This window comes from Comamonas koreensis, assembly GCF_021026195.1.
Lineage (GTDB): Bacteria > Pseudomonadota > Gammaproteobacteria > Burkholderiales > Burkholderiaceae_C > Comamonas > Comamonas koreensis.
Window position 1 is genome coordinate 248,688 of sequence record NZ_JAJNCT010000009.1, and the last position, 15,056, is coordinate 263,743.

At 65.1% G+C, this 15,056-nt stretch carries 14 protein-coding genes; 11 read left to right on the forward strand and 3 right to left on the reverse strand.

Going from position 1 to position 15,056, the window contains the following annotated elements; genetic code table 11:
* Positions 1-13: 13 nt before the first annotated feature.
* Together LPW39_RS09075 and LPW39_RS09080 are read right to left on the reverse strand one after the other, a co-directional pair.
* Positions 14-718, reverse strand: coding sequence for a PspA/IM30 family protein (locus LPW39_RS09075; RefSeq protein WP_230773803.1), 705 nt, complete (start codon positions 716-718; stop codon positions 14-16).
* 40 nt (positions 719-758) lie between these two features.
* Positions 759-1,397, reverse strand: a complete 639-nt coding sequence (locus LPW39_RS09080; RefSeq protein ID WP_230773804.1) for a YjfI family protein — start codon at positions 1,395-1,397, stop codon at positions 759-761.
* 161 nt (positions 1,398-1,558) lie between these two features.
* Between LPW39_RS09080 and LPW39_RS09085 the strand changes: the two genes are divergently transcribed.
* From LPW39_RS09085 to catC, 9 genes are all read left to right on the forward strand, one after another.
* Positions 1,559-2,326 (forward strand): enoyl-CoA hydratase, encoded by a 768-nt coding sequence (locus LPW39_RS09085; RefSeq protein ID WP_230773810.1) that lies wholly within the window; start codon positions 1,559-1,561, stop codon positions 2,324-2,326.
* A gap of 541 nt (positions 2,327-2,867) precedes the next feature.
* On the forward strand, positions 2,868-4,295 hold the full coding sequence (locus LPW39_RS09090) for a glycosyltransferase family 2 protein (RefSeq protein WP_230773811.1): 1,428 nt from the start codon (positions 2,868-2,870) through the stop codon (positions 4,293-4,295).
* The gene (locus LPW39_RS09095; protein ID WP_230773813.1) at positions 4,292-5,218 is read left to right on the forward strand and encodes a bactofilin family protein; all 927 of its coding nucleotides are present in this window, start codon (positions 4,292-4,294) and stop codon (positions 5,216-5,218) included. The genes LPW39_RS09090 and LPW39_RS09095 overlap by 4 nt, the downstream gene beginning before the upstream one ends.
* Positions 5,215-6,216, forward strand: coding sequence for a hypothetical protein (locus tag LPW39_RS09100; protein WP_230773814.1), 1,002 nt, complete (start codon positions 5,215-5,217; stop codon positions 6,214-6,216). The genes LPW39_RS09095 and LPW39_RS09100 overlap by 4 nt, the downstream gene beginning before the upstream one ends.
* Before the next feature lie 10 nt (positions 6,217-6,226).
* Positions 6,227-8,119 (forward strand): polysaccharide deacetylase family protein, encoded by a 1,893-nt coding sequence (locus LPW39_RS09105; RefSeq protein WP_230773816.1) that lies wholly within the window; start codon positions 6,227-6,229, stop codon positions 8,117-8,119.
* The gene (gene wecB, locus LPW39_RS09110; RefSeq protein WP_230773821.1) at positions 8,116-9,300 is read left to right on the forward strand and encodes a non-hydrolyzing UDP-N-acetylglucosamine 2-epimerase; all 1,185 of its coding nucleotides are present in this window, start codon (positions 8,116-8,118) and stop codon (positions 9,298-9,300) included. The genes LPW39_RS09105 and wecB overlap by 4 nt, the downstream gene beginning before the upstream one ends.
* Before the next feature lie 20 nt (positions 9,301-9,320).
* Positions 9,321-10,190, forward strand: a complete 870-nt coding sequence (locus LPW39_RS09115) for a YaiO family outer membrane beta-barrel protein (RefSeq protein WP_230773827.1) — start codon at positions 9,321-9,323, stop codon at positions 10,188-10,190.
* Positions 10,191-10,199: 9 nt separating this feature from the next.
* Positions 10,200-10,964, forward strand: coding sequence for a hypothetical protein (locus LPW39_RS09120; RefSeq protein ID WP_230773828.1), 765 nt, complete (start codon positions 10,200-10,202; stop codon positions 10,962-10,964).
* Between the two features lie 272 nt (positions 10,965-11,236).
* Positions 11,237-11,521, forward strand: a complete 285-nt coding sequence (gene catC, locus LPW39_RS09125; RefSeq protein ID WP_021026843.1) for a muconolactone Delta-isomerase — start codon at positions 11,237-11,239, stop codon at positions 11,519-11,521.
* 96 nt (positions 11,522-11,617) lie between these two features.
* Here catC and LPW39_RS09130 read toward each other — a convergent pair whose 3' ends face one another.
* Positions 11,618-12,400: a fumarylacetoacetate hydrolase family protein gene (locus LPW39_RS09130; RefSeq protein ID WP_230773831.1), complete on the reverse strand. Its 783-nt coding sequence runs from the start codon at positions 12,398-12,400 to the stop codon at positions 11,618-11,620.
* Between the two features lie 209 nt (positions 12,401-12,609).
* Here LPW39_RS09130 and LPW39_RS09135 point away from each other — a divergent pair, with 209 nt between their 5' ends.
* Both LPW39_RS09135 and LPW39_RS09140 read left to right on the forward strand, forming a co-directional pair.
* Positions 12,610-13,914 (forward strand): Glu/Leu/Phe/Val family dehydrogenase, encoded by a 1,305-nt coding sequence (locus LPW39_RS09135; protein WP_230773832.1) that lies wholly within the window; start codon positions 12,610-12,612, stop codon positions 13,912-13,914.
* Between the two features lie 187 nt (positions 13,915-14,101).
* Complete coding sequence (locus LPW39_RS09140; RefSeq protein ID WP_230773834.1) at positions 14,102-15,055, forward strand: Bug family tripartite tricarboxylate transporter substrate binding protein; 954 nt, start codon at positions 14,102-14,104, stop codon at positions 15,053-15,055.
* The last annotated feature ends 1 nt before the right edge of the window (position 15,056 follow it).

Below are 15,056 nucleotides of genomic sequence, written 5' to 3' on the forward strand. Positions count from 1 at the left end.
GCCCCGGGCGGTATCAAGCCTCCTTGCTGCCGGCGCGTTGCGCCTTGAGGCGCTCCAGCACCGACTGCGCATTGCCGGCGCTGGCGGTGATGCCGGCGGCGCGCAGCTTGGCGTCGAGCGCGTCCTCGCTGCTGCTTTGCGCCAGCTCGGCCGCGCTCTCCATGCGGGCGCCGCGCTCGGCCTGTTTTTGCTTGATGCGTTCGAGCGAATCGAGCGCCGTCTGCACCCGCGACTGCGAGCCGGTGTAGCGGCCCGCCACCGTGGCCTGGGCGCGCTGCACGCTCTCGGTGGCCTTGACGGTATCCGCCTGCTGCTTGAGGCGCTTGATGTTGGACTGCGCCGTCTGGATCGCCGTGCGCAGCTGCTCCACGCTCTGGGTGAAGGCGCCCAGCTGGGCTTCTTCTTCGTCGCGCTGGGCTTCGAGCAGCGCCACCTTGCCGGCAACCTCTAACGCCAGGGCCTCGTCCTGGGTTTCCAGCGCCTTGAGCGCATAGCCTTCGTATTCGGCAATCTTCGCTTGTGTGGTCTGCAGCTTGCCGGCAGACAGCTTTTGCTTGGCCATGATCTCGGCCAGCGCTTCCTTGGAGCTGTTCAGGTCGTTGTCGGCATCGCGGATTTCCTGGTCCAGGATGCGCAGCGCCTGGCTGTCAGTGACGGCTTCACCCGCCTCGTGCGCGGCTCCGCGCAGCGCAGTCACCAGCTTGTTCCATACGGTCATGATGCTCTCCTTGTACTGTGGGGTCGGGGACGGGCTGCGCTCAGACCTGCGCCAGGGTCAGATAGGGTGCCAGCGCCTCGGTGGCCTGGATCACGCTGTCGGCCAGGATCAGGATTTCGGCCAGGATGTCGTCCGTGCTGCTGTTGGCGCGCATCGCGGCAAACATCACATAGCCCTCGCCGCCCCGCGCCAGTGGCTCCAGCGCCATCGTCGTGAACGGGAACAGCTTTTGCAGGCGCAGGATTTGCGCATTGAGCCCTGCGCCATCGCGCACCTGGTTGGCAGGCCACAAAAAGGCCTCGACCACCAGCTGCTCGCCCGACAGCGCCACATGCACCGGCAGATCGCCGAAATCGGACAGGGTGACCAGCACGCTGGTCTCGGTCCCTTCCAGTAGCTCTATCTGCAACTTACCCTCACGGGCCAGCGCCGATGCGCCCAGCTCTTCGGACAGCGCCTGAATGCTGCGGTAGTGGTGCTTGCTGTTTTCCATGCTCCCCTCCTGTAGGTGGATGGTCAATGAACCGGGTTGTGCCTGCGGCTGGCGCATCTGCTTTTCCAGCAGATGCAGCACCGCGCTGTACTCGGGAAGTACCCAGACCTCTTTTTTCACCAGCCCCTGCTCGCGCAGCCGTTGGCGGTGCAAGCGCTGGTAGTGGGCAGATGTTTTTGGGTCCATGGGGCCACCATAACAGTCATTACATGTGATGTGTACATGTAATAGTTTCAATATGTAAATTTCCTTTAAAAATCATAGCACTGCATGGCTATTTCAAAGGCTGCATGCGTTTTGTCCCGATGGGGACCTGCCAAGCTGCGATGCGTCTCCACAATGGCTGCATGCTTTTGATCGACCTGCACCATGCCCATGCCAGCCTGCAAGACAACGGCGTGGCCACCCTGACTTTTCGCAACGCCGGCAGCCTCAACATCCTGTCGTCGCCCGTGCTGGAAGACCTGGCCCAGGCGCTCGATACCTTGGCGCAGGACAGCCGCATCCGCGTGCTGGTGCTGCGCGGCACCGGAGACAAGGCCTTTGTCGCAGGCGCTGATATCAAGGAAATGCGCGCCCTCACGCCCGACAATGCGGCCGCCTTCATCAGCCGCTTGCGCCGTGTCTGCGAAGGCGCGCGCCAGTTCCCCACACCGGTGATTGCGCGCCTGCCCGGCTGGACCCTCGGCGGTGGGCTGGAGCTGGCCTGCGCCTGCGATATCCGCATTGCCAGCAACCGTGTGCAATGCGGCATGCCCGAGGTCCAGGTCGGCATTCCCTCGGTGATCCATGCCGCGCTGCTGCCCCGGCTGATTGGCGCAGCCCGCACGCAGTGGCTGCTGCTGACCGGCGACAACATCGATGCCGCACAGGCGCTGCAATGGGGACTGATCGACCAGGTCGTGCCACCCGCGCGGCTGGATGACGAGGTGGAGCACATGGCCAACAAGCTGGCCGGCTATGGCCCGCAGGCCCTGCGCCAGCAAAAGCGCATGCTGCGCGCCTGGGAAAAGCAATCGATCGACCAGGCGATCGACGACAGCGTGCAGGAGTTTGCCAACGCCTTCAAGACGGGTGAGCCCCAGGCCTATATGGCCCGCTTCGGCCAGCACTGACACTCCGGCCCGGGCGCTCGCGCAAACCCGGCCTGCATCCATCGCGCCCTAGCAGCCAGCAGCGTTGCGCGCTGGCGCGCAACCCGCCGTTCTCACAGCCCCCCGCGCCTTATCCGATACCGCCCCGCCGTGCGCGCCGGGGCGATGCCTGCTTGCGCACGGATGCCGCTGACACGAACCGGATGTACGCACAGCGTGTCGCTTTGGCCCATCAGCAGCCAAGCATTTTTTCTATCGTGTTTCGCTTACACCCACTATCAAACGCATCATCTCGCAACATAAAAAACTGATGCAGCGCAGCATGTGGAGCGAGAAATCGTCAAAAAAGGCTTCCAAATCAAGCTTCAATTTGTAACAGCAACGGTTATGTAAGTTCACAATGCGTTGATAGTTATTCACTTTAACGTTAATAAATGCTTACTTTTTACTCGGATACTTGTTGAAACACTATTCATGCATTTGTGGTGATTGATATAATCAAATAACAAGTTGTAAGAATTTTTTTCTATCAAGCACCATGCCCAAGCGCTCCGCTCCCTCTATGCTGGTACCTGCACTCTGCGCAGCGTTCCTGGGCTTTTTGCCTGTGCTGGCCCATGCACAGCCTTCAACGCCCTACCAGGCAGGCTGGGCCACATGGGCACTGGGCTTGTGCCTGGTGGCCTTGATGCTGGTGGTTTTGCTCGAAGCGCTCTACACCTTCCGCCACTACGCCTTCACGCTCAACCGCCTGTTTGCACGCCAGCGCCCGCTGTACGCGGGCATTGAACAGGCGCACTGGCCGCACATCACTGTTTTTATTGCAGCGCACAACGAAGAGGCCGTGATCTCCGGCTGCATCGAGGCGCTGTTGGATGTGGACTACCCGCGCGACCGGCTGACGATCATGCCGGTCAATGACCGATCGACCGATGGCACACGCCAGATCATTGACAGCTATGCCGACCGCCACCCTGGCCGCCTGCAGCTGTTCCACCGCCAGGAAGGCCCTCCAGGCAAGGCTGCGGCGCTGGCCGATGCCACTGCCATCGTGCAGGCCCGGGGCGAGTCTGAGCTGATCGTCGTGTTCGACGCCGACTACCTTCCCGGCAAGAAGATCATCAAGCAGCTGGTAGCCCCCTTTCTCGACCCCGAAGTGGGCGCCGTGATGGGCCGCGTGGTGCCACAGAACGCTGGTGTGAACCTGCTCACCCGCCTGCTGGATCTGGAGCGCTCCGGCGGCTACCAGGTCGACCAGCAAGCCCGCTTCAACCTGGGCGCGGTGGCCCAATACGGCGGCACCGTCGGCGGCATTCGCCTGAGCGCACTGCAGGACGTGGGCGGCTGGACGCCGGAGGTGCTGGCCGAGGACACCGACCTGACCTACCGCCTGCTGCTCAAGGGCTGGCAAACCGCCTACCTGGGTTACGCCGAATGCTACGAAGAAGTGCCTGAGAGCTGGGCCGTGCGTTTTCGCCAGATCAGCCGCTGGGCCAAGGGCCACAACCAGGTGATGACCAAGCTGGGCACCGAGATGCTGACCCGCAAGGGCCTGCGCTGGATGGAACGGGTTGACGGCGTGGCGCTGTTGGGCGTGTTCCTGATGTCACCCATCCTGCTGGTGGGATGGATGCTGGCGCTGGTGCTGACAGTGACCGGCTATGGCGTAGGCGCCAATGTGAACATCGCCTTGCTGATGCTGCTGATTGCCACCGGTTTTGCCTGTGTGGGCAACTTCGCGGCCTTCTTTGAAGTGGCCGCTGCCGTGCACCTCGATGGCCACCAGCGCCGCCTGCGCCTGCTGCCCCTGTTGCTGACGGGTTTTGTGGTCAGCATGGTCGCAGTTTCCAAGGCCACGATCGACGGGTTGCTGCTCGACAAGCTGTTCAAGCGCCAGTTCAAATGGGACAAGACCGTGCGCTACCGCCAGGCGCCCGCCGCTGCGCCCGTTGTGGTCGCCACCGCTGCCCTGCCTGAAGCACGTGTATGACTGCCCCCGCCAACCCCTTGCTGTTTGGCAGCATGTGGCTGATCGCGACCGTCCTGGTCTTCCTTCTGCCGCTGCTGCCGGCGCTGCGGGAGCTGTACTCGCGCAGCGATGCCGATGCGCTGGAGATCGACCCGCTGGACAATGGCCGCACCGACTACGCCGCCCAGCGCATGGCCGACCAGCTCGATCTGCTGGAAACCATGCCGCGCGTCGCCCAATGGCACCATGATGACCAGGGCCGCCTGATGGCCAGGACCCAGGTGCCGGTGGTGATCGGTTTTCGCTCCCAGCTGCGCGCCTTGATTTCCAGCGACGTCGTCGAGCTGCAGGCCAACAGCGTCGTGCAACGCGTGCTGCATGCCAAAAGCATCCACTGCCTGGGCCCCGCCCAGCTGGCCCGCCTGACCAGCGCTGACCGTCATATCGTGTTGTCGCCCGGTGCGCGCTTTCTGCGCCTCTCGGCCGACTGCATCTTTACCTGGCCGCTCAAGCGCTCGCTGAGTTTTCCGCTGCCCGAGTTGGGCACCGGCATGCCGCTGACGACCCTTCAACGCCGCCATGAAGGGGACCTGCACATTCCCGCCGGCACCATCGTGCGCGGCGGTCTGGTGGTGACCGGCAACCTGCTGCTCGAAGAGATGTCGGTGGTTGTCGGCCATATCAAGGTGCATGGCAACGCCATCCTGGCCAAGAGCGCCTGCGTACAGGGCGCCATCTTCGTGCAGGGCGACCTGCAGACCAAGGGCAACAACTATGTCGAAGGGCCCATGTGCGCGGGCAAGCGCCTGCAACTGGGCCCCGACAGCCAGGTGGGCGACAAGGCCTGCCCCAGCAGTGTCTCGGCCTGGACCATCGCCTTGCACGCCAGTGTGCGGGTGTATGGCAGTATGGCTGCCGTACGTTCCGGACAGGTGGTGCTATGAAAACACGCAATCTCTGGATAGCCTCGGCCGCCATGGCCTGGCAACTGGTGGGCGCAACCCAGCCGGCCGAGCCGCCCGCGCTGGCGGCTTTTGCCACGGGCGATGGTGCCTACTACACCACCCTGGGCGGCCAGGTGGTGGACCCTTACTTCATCAACAAGGGCTTCACCATCGCGCTGCAGGCCGATGTGCCGATGCAGGCCGAGCTGCAGCAGTGGCTGGCCTGGCTGCTGCCGCGCCAGCGCAAGGATGGGGGCTTTGACCGCTTTTGCCCCACGGCCGACAAGGCCTGGCGCAGTTGCATGGGTGCCGATGCCGATGATTCCATGGCCGCCACCACGATCGAGATGCTGCACCAGGCGCAGCAGAAGAAATGGCTGCAGCCCGGCCAGCAGGCCGCCGCCCAGCAAGCCATTGCGCGCAGCCAACAGCTGCTCGCACGCCTGCGTAATCCCAAGACCCAGCTCTACAAAGCCTTGCTGGACACCGAGCTGTACTACCTGATGGACAACATCGAGGTCTACGAGGCGCTGCGCGTGGCCGAAGGCGCCCAGGCCGGCCCGGGCTCCAAGCAACTGGCAGCGGCTATCCACCGGCGCTTTCGCAGTGGCAGCGGCTGGAAGCCGGCCTTGCCCGAATACGACCAGCCGCGCTTCTACCCCCACACGCTGGCCAGCGCCTACCTGTGGCAGACCGGTGTGATCTCGCGCGCCGAATCGGACCGCGCCACTGCCCAGTGGCTGGCCCAGCATGGCAGCGCCTGGCTCTCGCGCAGCGAAGACCGCTATGCATGGGGCTTGGTTGCATGGAAAATGCGCCAGACCGCGCCGATCCAAGCGGCCTGCTGGCGCGCATCGCTGCGGCCCTTCCAGCCCACGGTGGGCTGGACGGTACTGGATGCGATGATCGACCATGCATTGGCGCACACGGGCATCAGCACCGACTGCCCGTTTGCAACGGCCACCGCACCCGCCACCGCCCCGGCTGCCAACCCTTGAGGCTGACACCATGAACAAGCTCTTGCGCTGGAAGAAATGGCTGGCCGCCACCGTGGTTGTGCTGTGCGTGCTCGCCGCCATTGCCTGGCACCAGGCGCGCAGCCTCAAGGCCAGCCAGCACTACGCCACCATCAGCCTGCTGATTCCCGACAGCATGGCTGCCAACGCCCCCGAGGTGCAGATCTGGCGCCAGGCGGCGCGCGAGCGCGGCGTGCTGCTCATGCCGCTGGCCATCAGCGAATGGATGCGCGGCATCCACTACGGCGCTCCAGCTGCGCTGCAGGCGGTGATCCTGCCCGACACCTTCCACCGCAATATCTCGGATGCGGCGGTGCAGACCCTGATCGACGTCGTGCATGCCGGTGGCCAGGCCATGGTGGTGCAGGATGGCGGCATGCTCGATGAGCGCGGCTACTATGGCAAGGGCACCGCGCGTCTGTCAGACATGCTGGGCGTGCGCTATGGCGACTACGACACCTACAGGGACCAGCTCTCCGACTATGAGGAGATTCGGGGTGCGCCCGCCACGATGGAGAAGCTGGGTATCCCCCCTGGCCGCTATCTGGACGCCAAGGCCGCCGCCAAGCTCACCGCCATCGGCCCCGAGGAGCTGGCGGCCGATGAGCCTGGCTTTCCCAGCTTCATCGCCGGCTATACCAAGGATTCGCAGCGCTTTACCGTACTGAAAACCGACCGCCCCCAGAGCGGCGCGCGCGTGCTGCTGCAATCGAGCAATGGCGATGTGGTGGCCAGCGTCAATCGCTGGGGCAAGGGCCAGGCGATGTTTGTCAACATGCCACTGACCTATTTGCTGCAGCGCACCGACGGCATTTTTCTGCACGGCTTTCTGGCCTACTTTGCCCAGCAACTGGTGCAGCAGCCGGCACTGCTGGCATCGCCCGATGGCATTGGCGCGCTGGTGCTGAACTGGCACAACGACGATGGCAGGGCCATCGGTTTTCTGCACCAGCTGCAGGACGCCGGTATTTTCGACCATGGCCACCAGTCCCTGCATTTCACCGCCGGCCCGGATGTGAACAAGCCAGGCGACGGCCTGGGCATGGACCTGGACTACAACGAAGACGCGCAGCAGATGATCCAGATGCTGCTCAGCCAGGGCCACAGCATCGGCAACCATGGCGGCTGGATCCACAACTATTTCGGTGAAAAGGCAACGGACGACAACGCCGATGATTTTCTGCCCTTCCTGGACCTGAACAATGCCTCGGTCACCAAGGCCAACCATGGCCTGCAGCCCCAGGAATACTCGGCCCCCAATGGCAACACCCCCCTGTGGACCTACGACTGGATGGCCGAGCACGGCGTGCAGGCCTTCTACACGGTGGCCAATGTCGGCATGCCGCCGACGCGGCTGTGGCTGGGCAGTCGCCAGGTCAACCAGTCCTGGGCCTTCCCGGTGCTGACCTATGGCCAAATCGCATCGGCCGAAGAGGCCTCGTTCCAGAAGATGCCGATGGCGGAATTTGGCCAGTGGCTGCAGCAGGTGGCGCGCTTTATCGAGCACACCCGCAGCATCCGCCTGAGCTATTTCCACCCCATCGGCGCGGTGGATTACCTGCCAGCGGTGAAGGCCTATGTCGACAGCATGCAGGCCTGCGCGGACCGCAAGCAGTGCCAGTTCATCTCGATGACCGAGGCGGCCGACTTCCTCAGCCGGCGCGAACAGGTGCAATGGACCATCACCGCCGACGGTGGCAACGAGCTGCTCAGCGCCAGCCACAGCCGGACCCTGGAGTCGATGGCCTGGACCATCCCCAAGACCAAATACGACGCCGTGCAGGTGCGCACCGGCCAGGCCCAGGTACAAGCGACCGACGAGGGCTGGCTGGTCCGCGTACAGGACGGCAAAGCACTCAGCCTTGAACTGCATCGCCAACCATGAGCTCCTCCAACCCTTCCTCCTCCTTCTCCGTGGCCGCCATCATGGGCACCCGGCCCGAGATCATCAAGATGGCCCCCGTGGTGCTGGCGCTGCGCGCGCGCGGCATCACCACCCATGTGCTGCATACCGGCCAGCACGAGGAGATGGCCTGGCCGCTGTATGAATTCTTTGGCATCGCGCCCCAGCAGGTGATCCGCCTCAAGCGCGAGGTCGCCACCCTGCCGGCGCTGTCGAGTGAGTTGATGTCCGCCATCGGCAGCACCCTGGCCAGCCTCCAACCTGCCGTGGCGCTGGTGCATGGCGACACCAGCAGTGCCGCCATGGGCGCGCTGGCTGCCTCCTACCTGCAGATTCCCGTCGGCCATGTCGAGGCCGGTCTGCGCTCGGGCCGCATCTCCGAGCCCTTCCCCGAAGAGATCAACCGCAGCCTGATCGGCCGCGTCAGCCAATGGCACTTTGCGCCTACCGGCCAGGCGCGCGAGAACCTGGAAAAGGAAAACGTGCCGGGCAACATCTCGGTGGTGGGCAACACCGTCGTCGATGCTGTGCTGCTGGCCGCGCGCCATGTGCGCAAGCAGCGCGCTGCCGGCCAACCAGTGGCCAACCCGGACTACCAGTGGTTCGTCGACAGCGGCCTGCGCCAGCTGGTGCTGGTGACCGCACACCGGCGCGAGAACTGGGGCGAACCCATGGTGGAGATCGCCCAATCGGTGGCCCGCCTGCTCGAGCAGCACCCCGATGCCGCGGTGATCTGGCCGGTGCACCTGAACCCGCTGGTGCAGCAGGTGGTGCGCGGTGTGCATGCCGCCACCACAGCCGAGGTACAGCGCCGCTGGCGCCTGACCGCTCCGCTCGATTACGCGCCCATGGTCGAGATCATGGACGCGGCCCAGCTGCTGCTGACCGACTCGGGCGGCATCCAGGAAGAGGGCCTGTCGCTGCACAAGCCGCTGCTGGTGATGCGCGAGGTGACCGAGCGCCCCGAAGTCATCACCTGCGGCGCCGGCCTGCTGGTGGGCACCGAGGCCGAGCGCATCCTCTCGGCCGCCAGCCATGTGCTGGCCACCGGCCAGTTGCCTGGGCAGCCGCCTGCCACGGTGGACAACCCCTTTGGCGATGGCAGCAGTGGCGTGCAGATTGCCGCCGCGATTGCCCGCCATCTGCCGCCATCCTCCCTTTGAAAAACCGACACCAGAACACCATGAACACCTTCCTCCTGTCCAGCTCCCTGGCCCTGAGCGCCGCCGCCCTGCTCGCCCCCGCAATGGCCCAGACCACGGCCGCCAGCGCTGCTGCCCCTGTTACTGCTGCCGAGCCTGCGGCTGCTCCTGCTGCCGACTTCGAGCCAGGCCAGCGCGGCCGGGTCGACATCGGCGCGGGCTTCTCCAGCCTGACCGGCGGCAACAGCAACTGGAACGACGAGTTCGTGCGCGGCCATGTCGGCCTCAAGCCCGGCACCACCTTGAACTGGGAGCTGTCCAGCCAGCGCCATTTCGACCAGCGCGGCACCGTCGGTGCCCTGTCGCTGACGCAGACCTTGTCGCCCTGGTGGTACATGTCGGTGGGCGCCAGCTCCGGCTCGGCCGACTTCCAGAACAAGTACCGGGGCGACATCGCCATCTACCGCAAGTGGACCGAGAGCCAGCAGTGGGTGACCGGCCTGGCGCTGATGAAGTCGGCCAGCCGCGACGGCATCCACCGCGACACAGGCATCACCGCGTCGGTGGCCTACTACTCGGCCAATGACTGGGTCGGCGAAGGCGGCGTGGTCTACAACAAGTCCAACCCCGGCTCGGTGGAAGGCTACCGGGGCTTTGCCGCGCTGACCATGGGCCGCGAAAAGCAGCACTACTTCACCGCCCGCATCGACCACGGCAAGGAAGGATATCTGCCCACCGGTGCCATCGCCAATGGCGCCGGTGACCAGGTCGGCTTCCAATCGACCGAGCTGAGCCTGCAATGGCGCCAGTGGCTGGGCAAGGACTGGGGCTACCTGGTCGGCGGCCAGTTCTACCGCAACCCCTACTACAACCGCAAGGGCCTGAGCGCTGCGGTGTTCTTCGACTTCTAAGGCCGCGCCATGTCGTTGCGCATGACCCGCCAGCACCGAGGGCTCAGAAGCTATATCTGGACCTGGCAGCACAGCGCCCAGCTGCTGGTACTGCTGACGGCGTTCTGGCTGGTGCTGTGGTGGGGCGCACCGCTGCTGATGCACCGCTGGGCCGATGTGCTGGCCTGGGCCTGGCCGCATCTGGGCCTGGGCAGCAGCGCGGGGGTGGAGGTCAAGACCACCTCGCTGCTGGGCGTGCCCGTTGACGTGGTGCGCACCCAGTTCTATGTGCCGCCACCCAATCTCTGGCAATGGTGGGGCGGCGCACTGCTGTCGCTGGGGCTGATGGCGCTGTCCTTTGTGCTCTCACGCGAGCGCCTGCCGCTAATCTATGGCCTGCGCATCGTCGCGCTGCTGGGCATCGTCGGTCTGCTCTCGTACGAGTTCCTGCCCGCGCTGGCCGTCAGCGATGTGAACCGCCTGCTGGCCGACAACATCCTGGACATGGGCCTGGCCATGCTCTGGCTGCTGCCCGCCGTGCATGCGCTGGTGCTGTATATCTTTCCCATCCCCGTGCTGCACAAGGTGGCCGCCACAATGACCGGCATGCTGATGCTGGTCGTCAGCATCCCGCTGCAGGCCGCCTCGCTCGCCTGGCTGGCCCAGCAGTTCAGCCTGCTCGTCACCTTGCCCTTGTACATGCTGTTCAGCTTTCTGCCGCAGATTGCCGCGCAGCTGGGCATCTACGGCCTCTTCATGAGCTTTGCGCCGGCGCCTGAGCATGCGGGCGGCTAGCTGGGGGCGCCTAGCTGCGGGCGGCTAGCTGGGAGCGCCTAGCTACGGGCGGCTAGCTGCGGGCGGTTAGGCGCGCCTAGCCACGGGCGGCTGGATCAAAGCCTTCAAAACGGTTACCCAAGCAACGATTAGCCGACGAGACCCTGTTGGCTTCCTCCTGGGCGGACAATGCGCGCTGGCCCTGCCCGCAGGGCCGGCACCAACCGATCGACACATAGCGCATGGTGGCCCGCCCAGCGGCTGGCCCACCCAGCGCCGCCAAGGAGAAAACAATGCTGTACCTGGTTCGCATGGATGTGAACATTCCCCATGACCTGCCCCAAGAGCAGGCCCAAGAGATTAAGGCCCGCGAGAAGGCCTATTCACAAGATCTGCAGCGCGATGGCCGCTGGAAGCACATCTGGCGCGTGGCGGGCGAGTATGCGAACTACAGCGTGTTCGATGTGGAATCCAATGACGAACTCCACGGCCTGCTGCAGGCGCTGCCGCTGTTCCCCTACATGAAGATCTCGGTCACGCCGCTGGCCCAGCACCCTTCGGCCATCGCCCAGAACTGATAGCCTGCGCCGGCAGTGGCCGGCCATCCGCTGTGCAACGCACACCCTCGCCCATGGCGATCGGTGTGCGTTTTGCTTTCTGGCGGGGTGTGCGGATTACAGCTGCACCCGCAGCTCGCCAATCCCGTCAAACTGCACCCGCACCGCATCGCCAGCTGCGGCCTGCAACAGGCCGCACCAGCTGCCGGTCGTCACCACCGTGCCGGCGCGCAGGCTGCCAAAGTGTGCGGTCGCATGGCGCAGCCACTGCGGCAGCAGCCAGGCCGGGTCCTGCAGGCCGTAGCTGTTCTCAAAAGCCTGGGCGGGCTGCGCACCGATCTGCACCGTGCAGCGCTGCGTGCGGCCATCGACCGGGCGGTAGGGCAGCCAGGGGCCCAGCACCAGTGCGCCATGGCAGAGCAGATCGGCGGCCTTGAGGGCGGCCGGCGCCTGCAGCTGCTGCTGCCAGCGCGAATCGACAATCTCGATGCTTACCGCCATCGCATCGATCAGCTCGGCAGCGCTGGCCTCGTCGAGCGCAGCGGCCTGGGCCGCATCGACCGCCTGGCCCAGGCGCAATGCAATCTCGGCCTCCACCCCGCGCAGAAAGAACGGCGTCCCTCCTAGATCGGCGCCGCCAGCATGCACCCCTTGGGGAGGCAGCGGCGCATGGCCCAGCGGCTGGCTGCGGCCGGGGCCGCCGGATTTCCAGTACTGCGGCGCCTGGGCGCTGTCACCCCAGCGCTGGGCGCGCTCGCGGTGCACGGCGATGATGTCGGCAGGCGCCAGGCTCGCAGGCCAGGCGGCCGCATCGATGGCGCTGCCGGCCGAGGTGGCCGTCTGCAGCGCCTGGGCCAGGGCTGCGGGTTGAAAAGGTGCGGCGGTGTCGGCAGAGGGCATGGCGATGGTGTCCGAAAGTGTAAAAAGTCCAATCGGCATAGCGTAACGGACCGCCGTACCCTCCCCTGTCGCCGCAGCACCAACGCAACATGTAAGCAGCACCCAGCCGGGGTTATGCAAAAAAAGCATTCCATCCCTATCATCCGGCCTTGGACAAAGGATATAGAGCGGATTTAAGCTGTACAGACCTTTTCAACCGCATGGATCGTATGCCGTCCAACAGCACTCCCGCCGCAGCACAACACGCGCTGCCTTCCTACCTCGACGCCAAGCACCTGGGCCCCTGGGGCAACTACCTGCAGCAGGTCGATCGCGTCACGCCCTACCTCGGCTCGCTGGCCCGCTGGGTCGAGACGCTCAAGCGCCCCAAACGGGCGCTGATTGTGGATGTGCCCATCGAGATGGACAACGGCACGATCGCCCACTTTGAAGGCTACCGCGTGCAGCACAACCTGAGCCGTGGCCCCGGCAAGGGCGGCGTGCGCTTCCACCAGGATGTGACCCTGTCCGAAGTGATGGCCCTGTCGGCCTGGATGTCGATCAAGAATGCTGCCGTGAACGTGCCCTACGGTGGCGCCAAGGGCGGTATCCGCGTTGATCCCAAGACCCTGTCCAAGGGTGAGCTCGAACGCCTGACCCGCCGCTACACCAGCGAAATCGGTCTGTTCATTGGCCCGTCCAAGGACATCCCTGCGCCCGACGTGAACACCAACGGCCAGATCATGGCCTGGATGATGGACACCTACTCGATGAACACCGGCGCCACCTCCACCGGTGTGGTCACCGGCAAGCCCATCGATCTGGGCGGTTCGCTCGGCCGTGTCGAGGCCACCGGCCGCGGCGTGTTCACCGTGGGCGTCGAGGCCGCCAAGCTGTCCGGCTTGGCGTTGCAAGGCGCCAAGGTGGCCGTGCAAGGTTTTGGTAACGTGGGCGGCACGGCAGGCAAGCTGTTTGCCGAAGCCGGCGCCCTCGTCGTGGCGGTGCAAGACCACACCGGCACCATCTTCAACGCCAAGGGCCTGGATGTGCCTGCCGTGCTCGACCATGTGGCCAACACCGGCGGTGTGGGCGGCTTCAAGGGCGCCGACAAGATGGCCAACGAGGACTTCTGGGCCGTCGACTGCGACATCCTGATCCCCGCTGCGCTGGAAGGCCAGATCAATGCCAAGAACGCCGGCAAGATCAAGGCCAAGATGGTGATCGAGGGCGCCAACGGCCCGACCACCACCGAAGCGGATGACATCCTGCATGACAAGGGTGTGCTGGTGCTGCCCGACGTGATCGCCAACGCTGGCGGCGTGACGGTGAGCTACTTCGAATGGGTGCAGGATTTCTCCAGCTTCTTCTGGAGCGAGGACGAGATCAACGCCCGCCTGGTGCGCATCATGCAGGACGCCTTTGCCGCCGTGTGGCAAGTGGCGCAAGAGAACCGGGTCTCCTTGCGTACCGCCACCTTCATCATCGCCTGCCGCCGCATTCTGCACGCACGCGAAGCACGCGGCCTGTACCCATAAAGTCAGCGCTATTCCACGCTTCATCAGCGGCCTTCGGGCCGCTTTTTTTTGGCCTGCTTCCGCGCACGCAAAGCATGGCTTTCGCAACGGCGAAGGCCTAATGCGCGCTGGTGCAGGCAAACCCCATCACGCCTGCCAGCGCGACTGCCTATGGTGAACTCCTAACTACAAATACGGAGACAACACCATGCGCTTTGCGCGCCGCCGCGCCCTTGCGGCCCTGCTGCTTTCCCCGCTGCTGGCCTGGGCGGCCGACTGGCCGGCCCGCCCCATCACCATCGTCGTGCCCGCTGCGGCCGGTGGCACCACCGATATCGCAGCGCGCCTGCTGGCCCAGAAGATGGGCCAGTCGCTCAAGACCAGCGTCATCGTCGAGAACAAGGCCGGCGGCGGCGGTGGCATCGGCACTGCCTACGTAGCGCGCGCCAAGCCCGATGGCTACACCTTGCTGATGGGCAACATCGGCCCGGTGGCCATCAATTTCAGCCTCTACAAGAAGCTGGCCTACGGCCCCCATGACCTGCGCGGCATCACCAATGTGATCTCGGTGCCCAACATCCTGGTCGTGCATGCCAGCTCCCCCATCCAGAACGTGCAGCAGCTCGTGGCGCTGGGCATGCAAAAGCCGCTGACCGCTGCGACCTCGGGCGTGGGCCAGTCGCCGCACATGTCCACCGAGCTGTTCCGCCAGCAGAGCGGGCTGGATGTGACCCTGGTGCCCCACAGCGGCGCGGCGCCCGCCGTCACTGCGCTGCTGGGCCAGCAGGTCGATTTTATGATCGACAACCTGCCCAGCTCGATGCCGCACATCCAGTCGGGCAAGTTCCGGGCCTTGGCCATCACCAGCCGCGAGCGCTCGGCCCAGCTGCCTGATGTGCCGACGATGCGCGAGGCCGGTGTGCCGATGGATGTGACTGCCTGGTTTGACCTGCTGGCCCCCGCTGGCACGCCCGATGCCATCGTCAACCGCCTGCAGCAGGTGGCCCATGAGGCACTGCAAGGCGCCGACATCCGCCGCACCTTTGCCGAGCTCGGCGGTGTGCCCGGCGGCGAGACGGCGGCCGAGCACGACGCCTTCATCGCGCAGGAGCGCAAGCGCTGGGCCGAGATCGTCCGCGCCGCCAACCTGTCTCTCGACTGAT

Bases quoted from the DNA above. Each gene is read 5' to 3' on its own strand.
- catC (WP_021026843.1), top strand. From the start codon at position 11,237: ATGCTGTACCTGGTTCGCATGGATGTGAACATTCCCCATGACCTGCCC.
- LPW39_RS09100 (WP_230773814.1), top strand. From the start codon at position 5,215: ATGAAAACACGCAATCTCTGGATAGCCTCGGCCGCCATGGCCTGGCAA.
- wecB (WP_230773821.1), top strand. From the start codon at position 8,116: ATGAGCTCCTCCAACCCTTCCTCCTCCTTCTCCGTGGCCGCCATCATG.
- LPW39_RS09135 (WP_230773832.1), top strand. From the start codon at position 12,610: ATGCCGTCCAACAGCACTCCCGCCGCAGCACAACACGCGCTGCCTTCC.
- LPW39_RS09075 (WP_230773803.1), bottom strand. From the start codon at position 718: ATGACCGTATGGAACAAGCTGGTGACTGCGCTGCGCGGAGCCGCGCAC.
- LPW39_RS09095 (WP_230773813.1), top strand. From the start codon at position 4,292: ATGACTGCCCCCGCCAACCCCTTGCTGTTTGGCAGCATGTGGCTGATC.
- LPW39_RS09140 (WP_230773834.1), top strand. From the start codon at position 14,102: ATGCGCTTTGCGCGCCGCCGCGCCCTTGCGGCCCTGCTGCTTTCCCCG.
- LPW39_RS09120 (WP_230773828.1), top strand. From the start codon at position 10,200: ATGTCGTTGCGCATGACCCGCCAGCACCGAGGGCTCAGAAGCTATATC.
- LPW39_RS09085 (WP_230773810.1), top strand. From the start codon at position 1,559: ATGCTTTTGATCGACCTGCACCATGCCCATGCCAGCCTGCAAGACAAC.
- LPW39_RS09105 (WP_230773816.1), top strand. From the start codon at position 6,227: ATGAACAAGCTCTTGCGCTGGAAGAAATGGCTGGCCGCCACCGTGGTT.
- LPW39_RS09115 (WP_230773827.1), top strand. From the start codon at position 9,321: ATGAACACCTTCCTCCTGTCCAGCTCCCTGGCCCTGAGCGCCGCCGCC.
- LPW39_RS09090 (WP_230773811.1), top strand. From the start codon at position 2,868: ATGCTGGTACCTGCACTCTGCGCAGCGTTCCTGGGCTTTTTGCCTGTG.
- LPW39_RS09080 (WP_230773804.1), bottom strand. From the start codon at position 1,397: ATGGACCCAAAAACATCTGCCCACTACCAGCGCTTGCACCGCCAACGG.
- LPW39_RS09130 (WP_230773831.1), bottom strand. From the start codon at position 12,400: ATGCCCTCTGCCGACACCGCCGCACCTTTTCAACCCGCAGCCCTGGCC.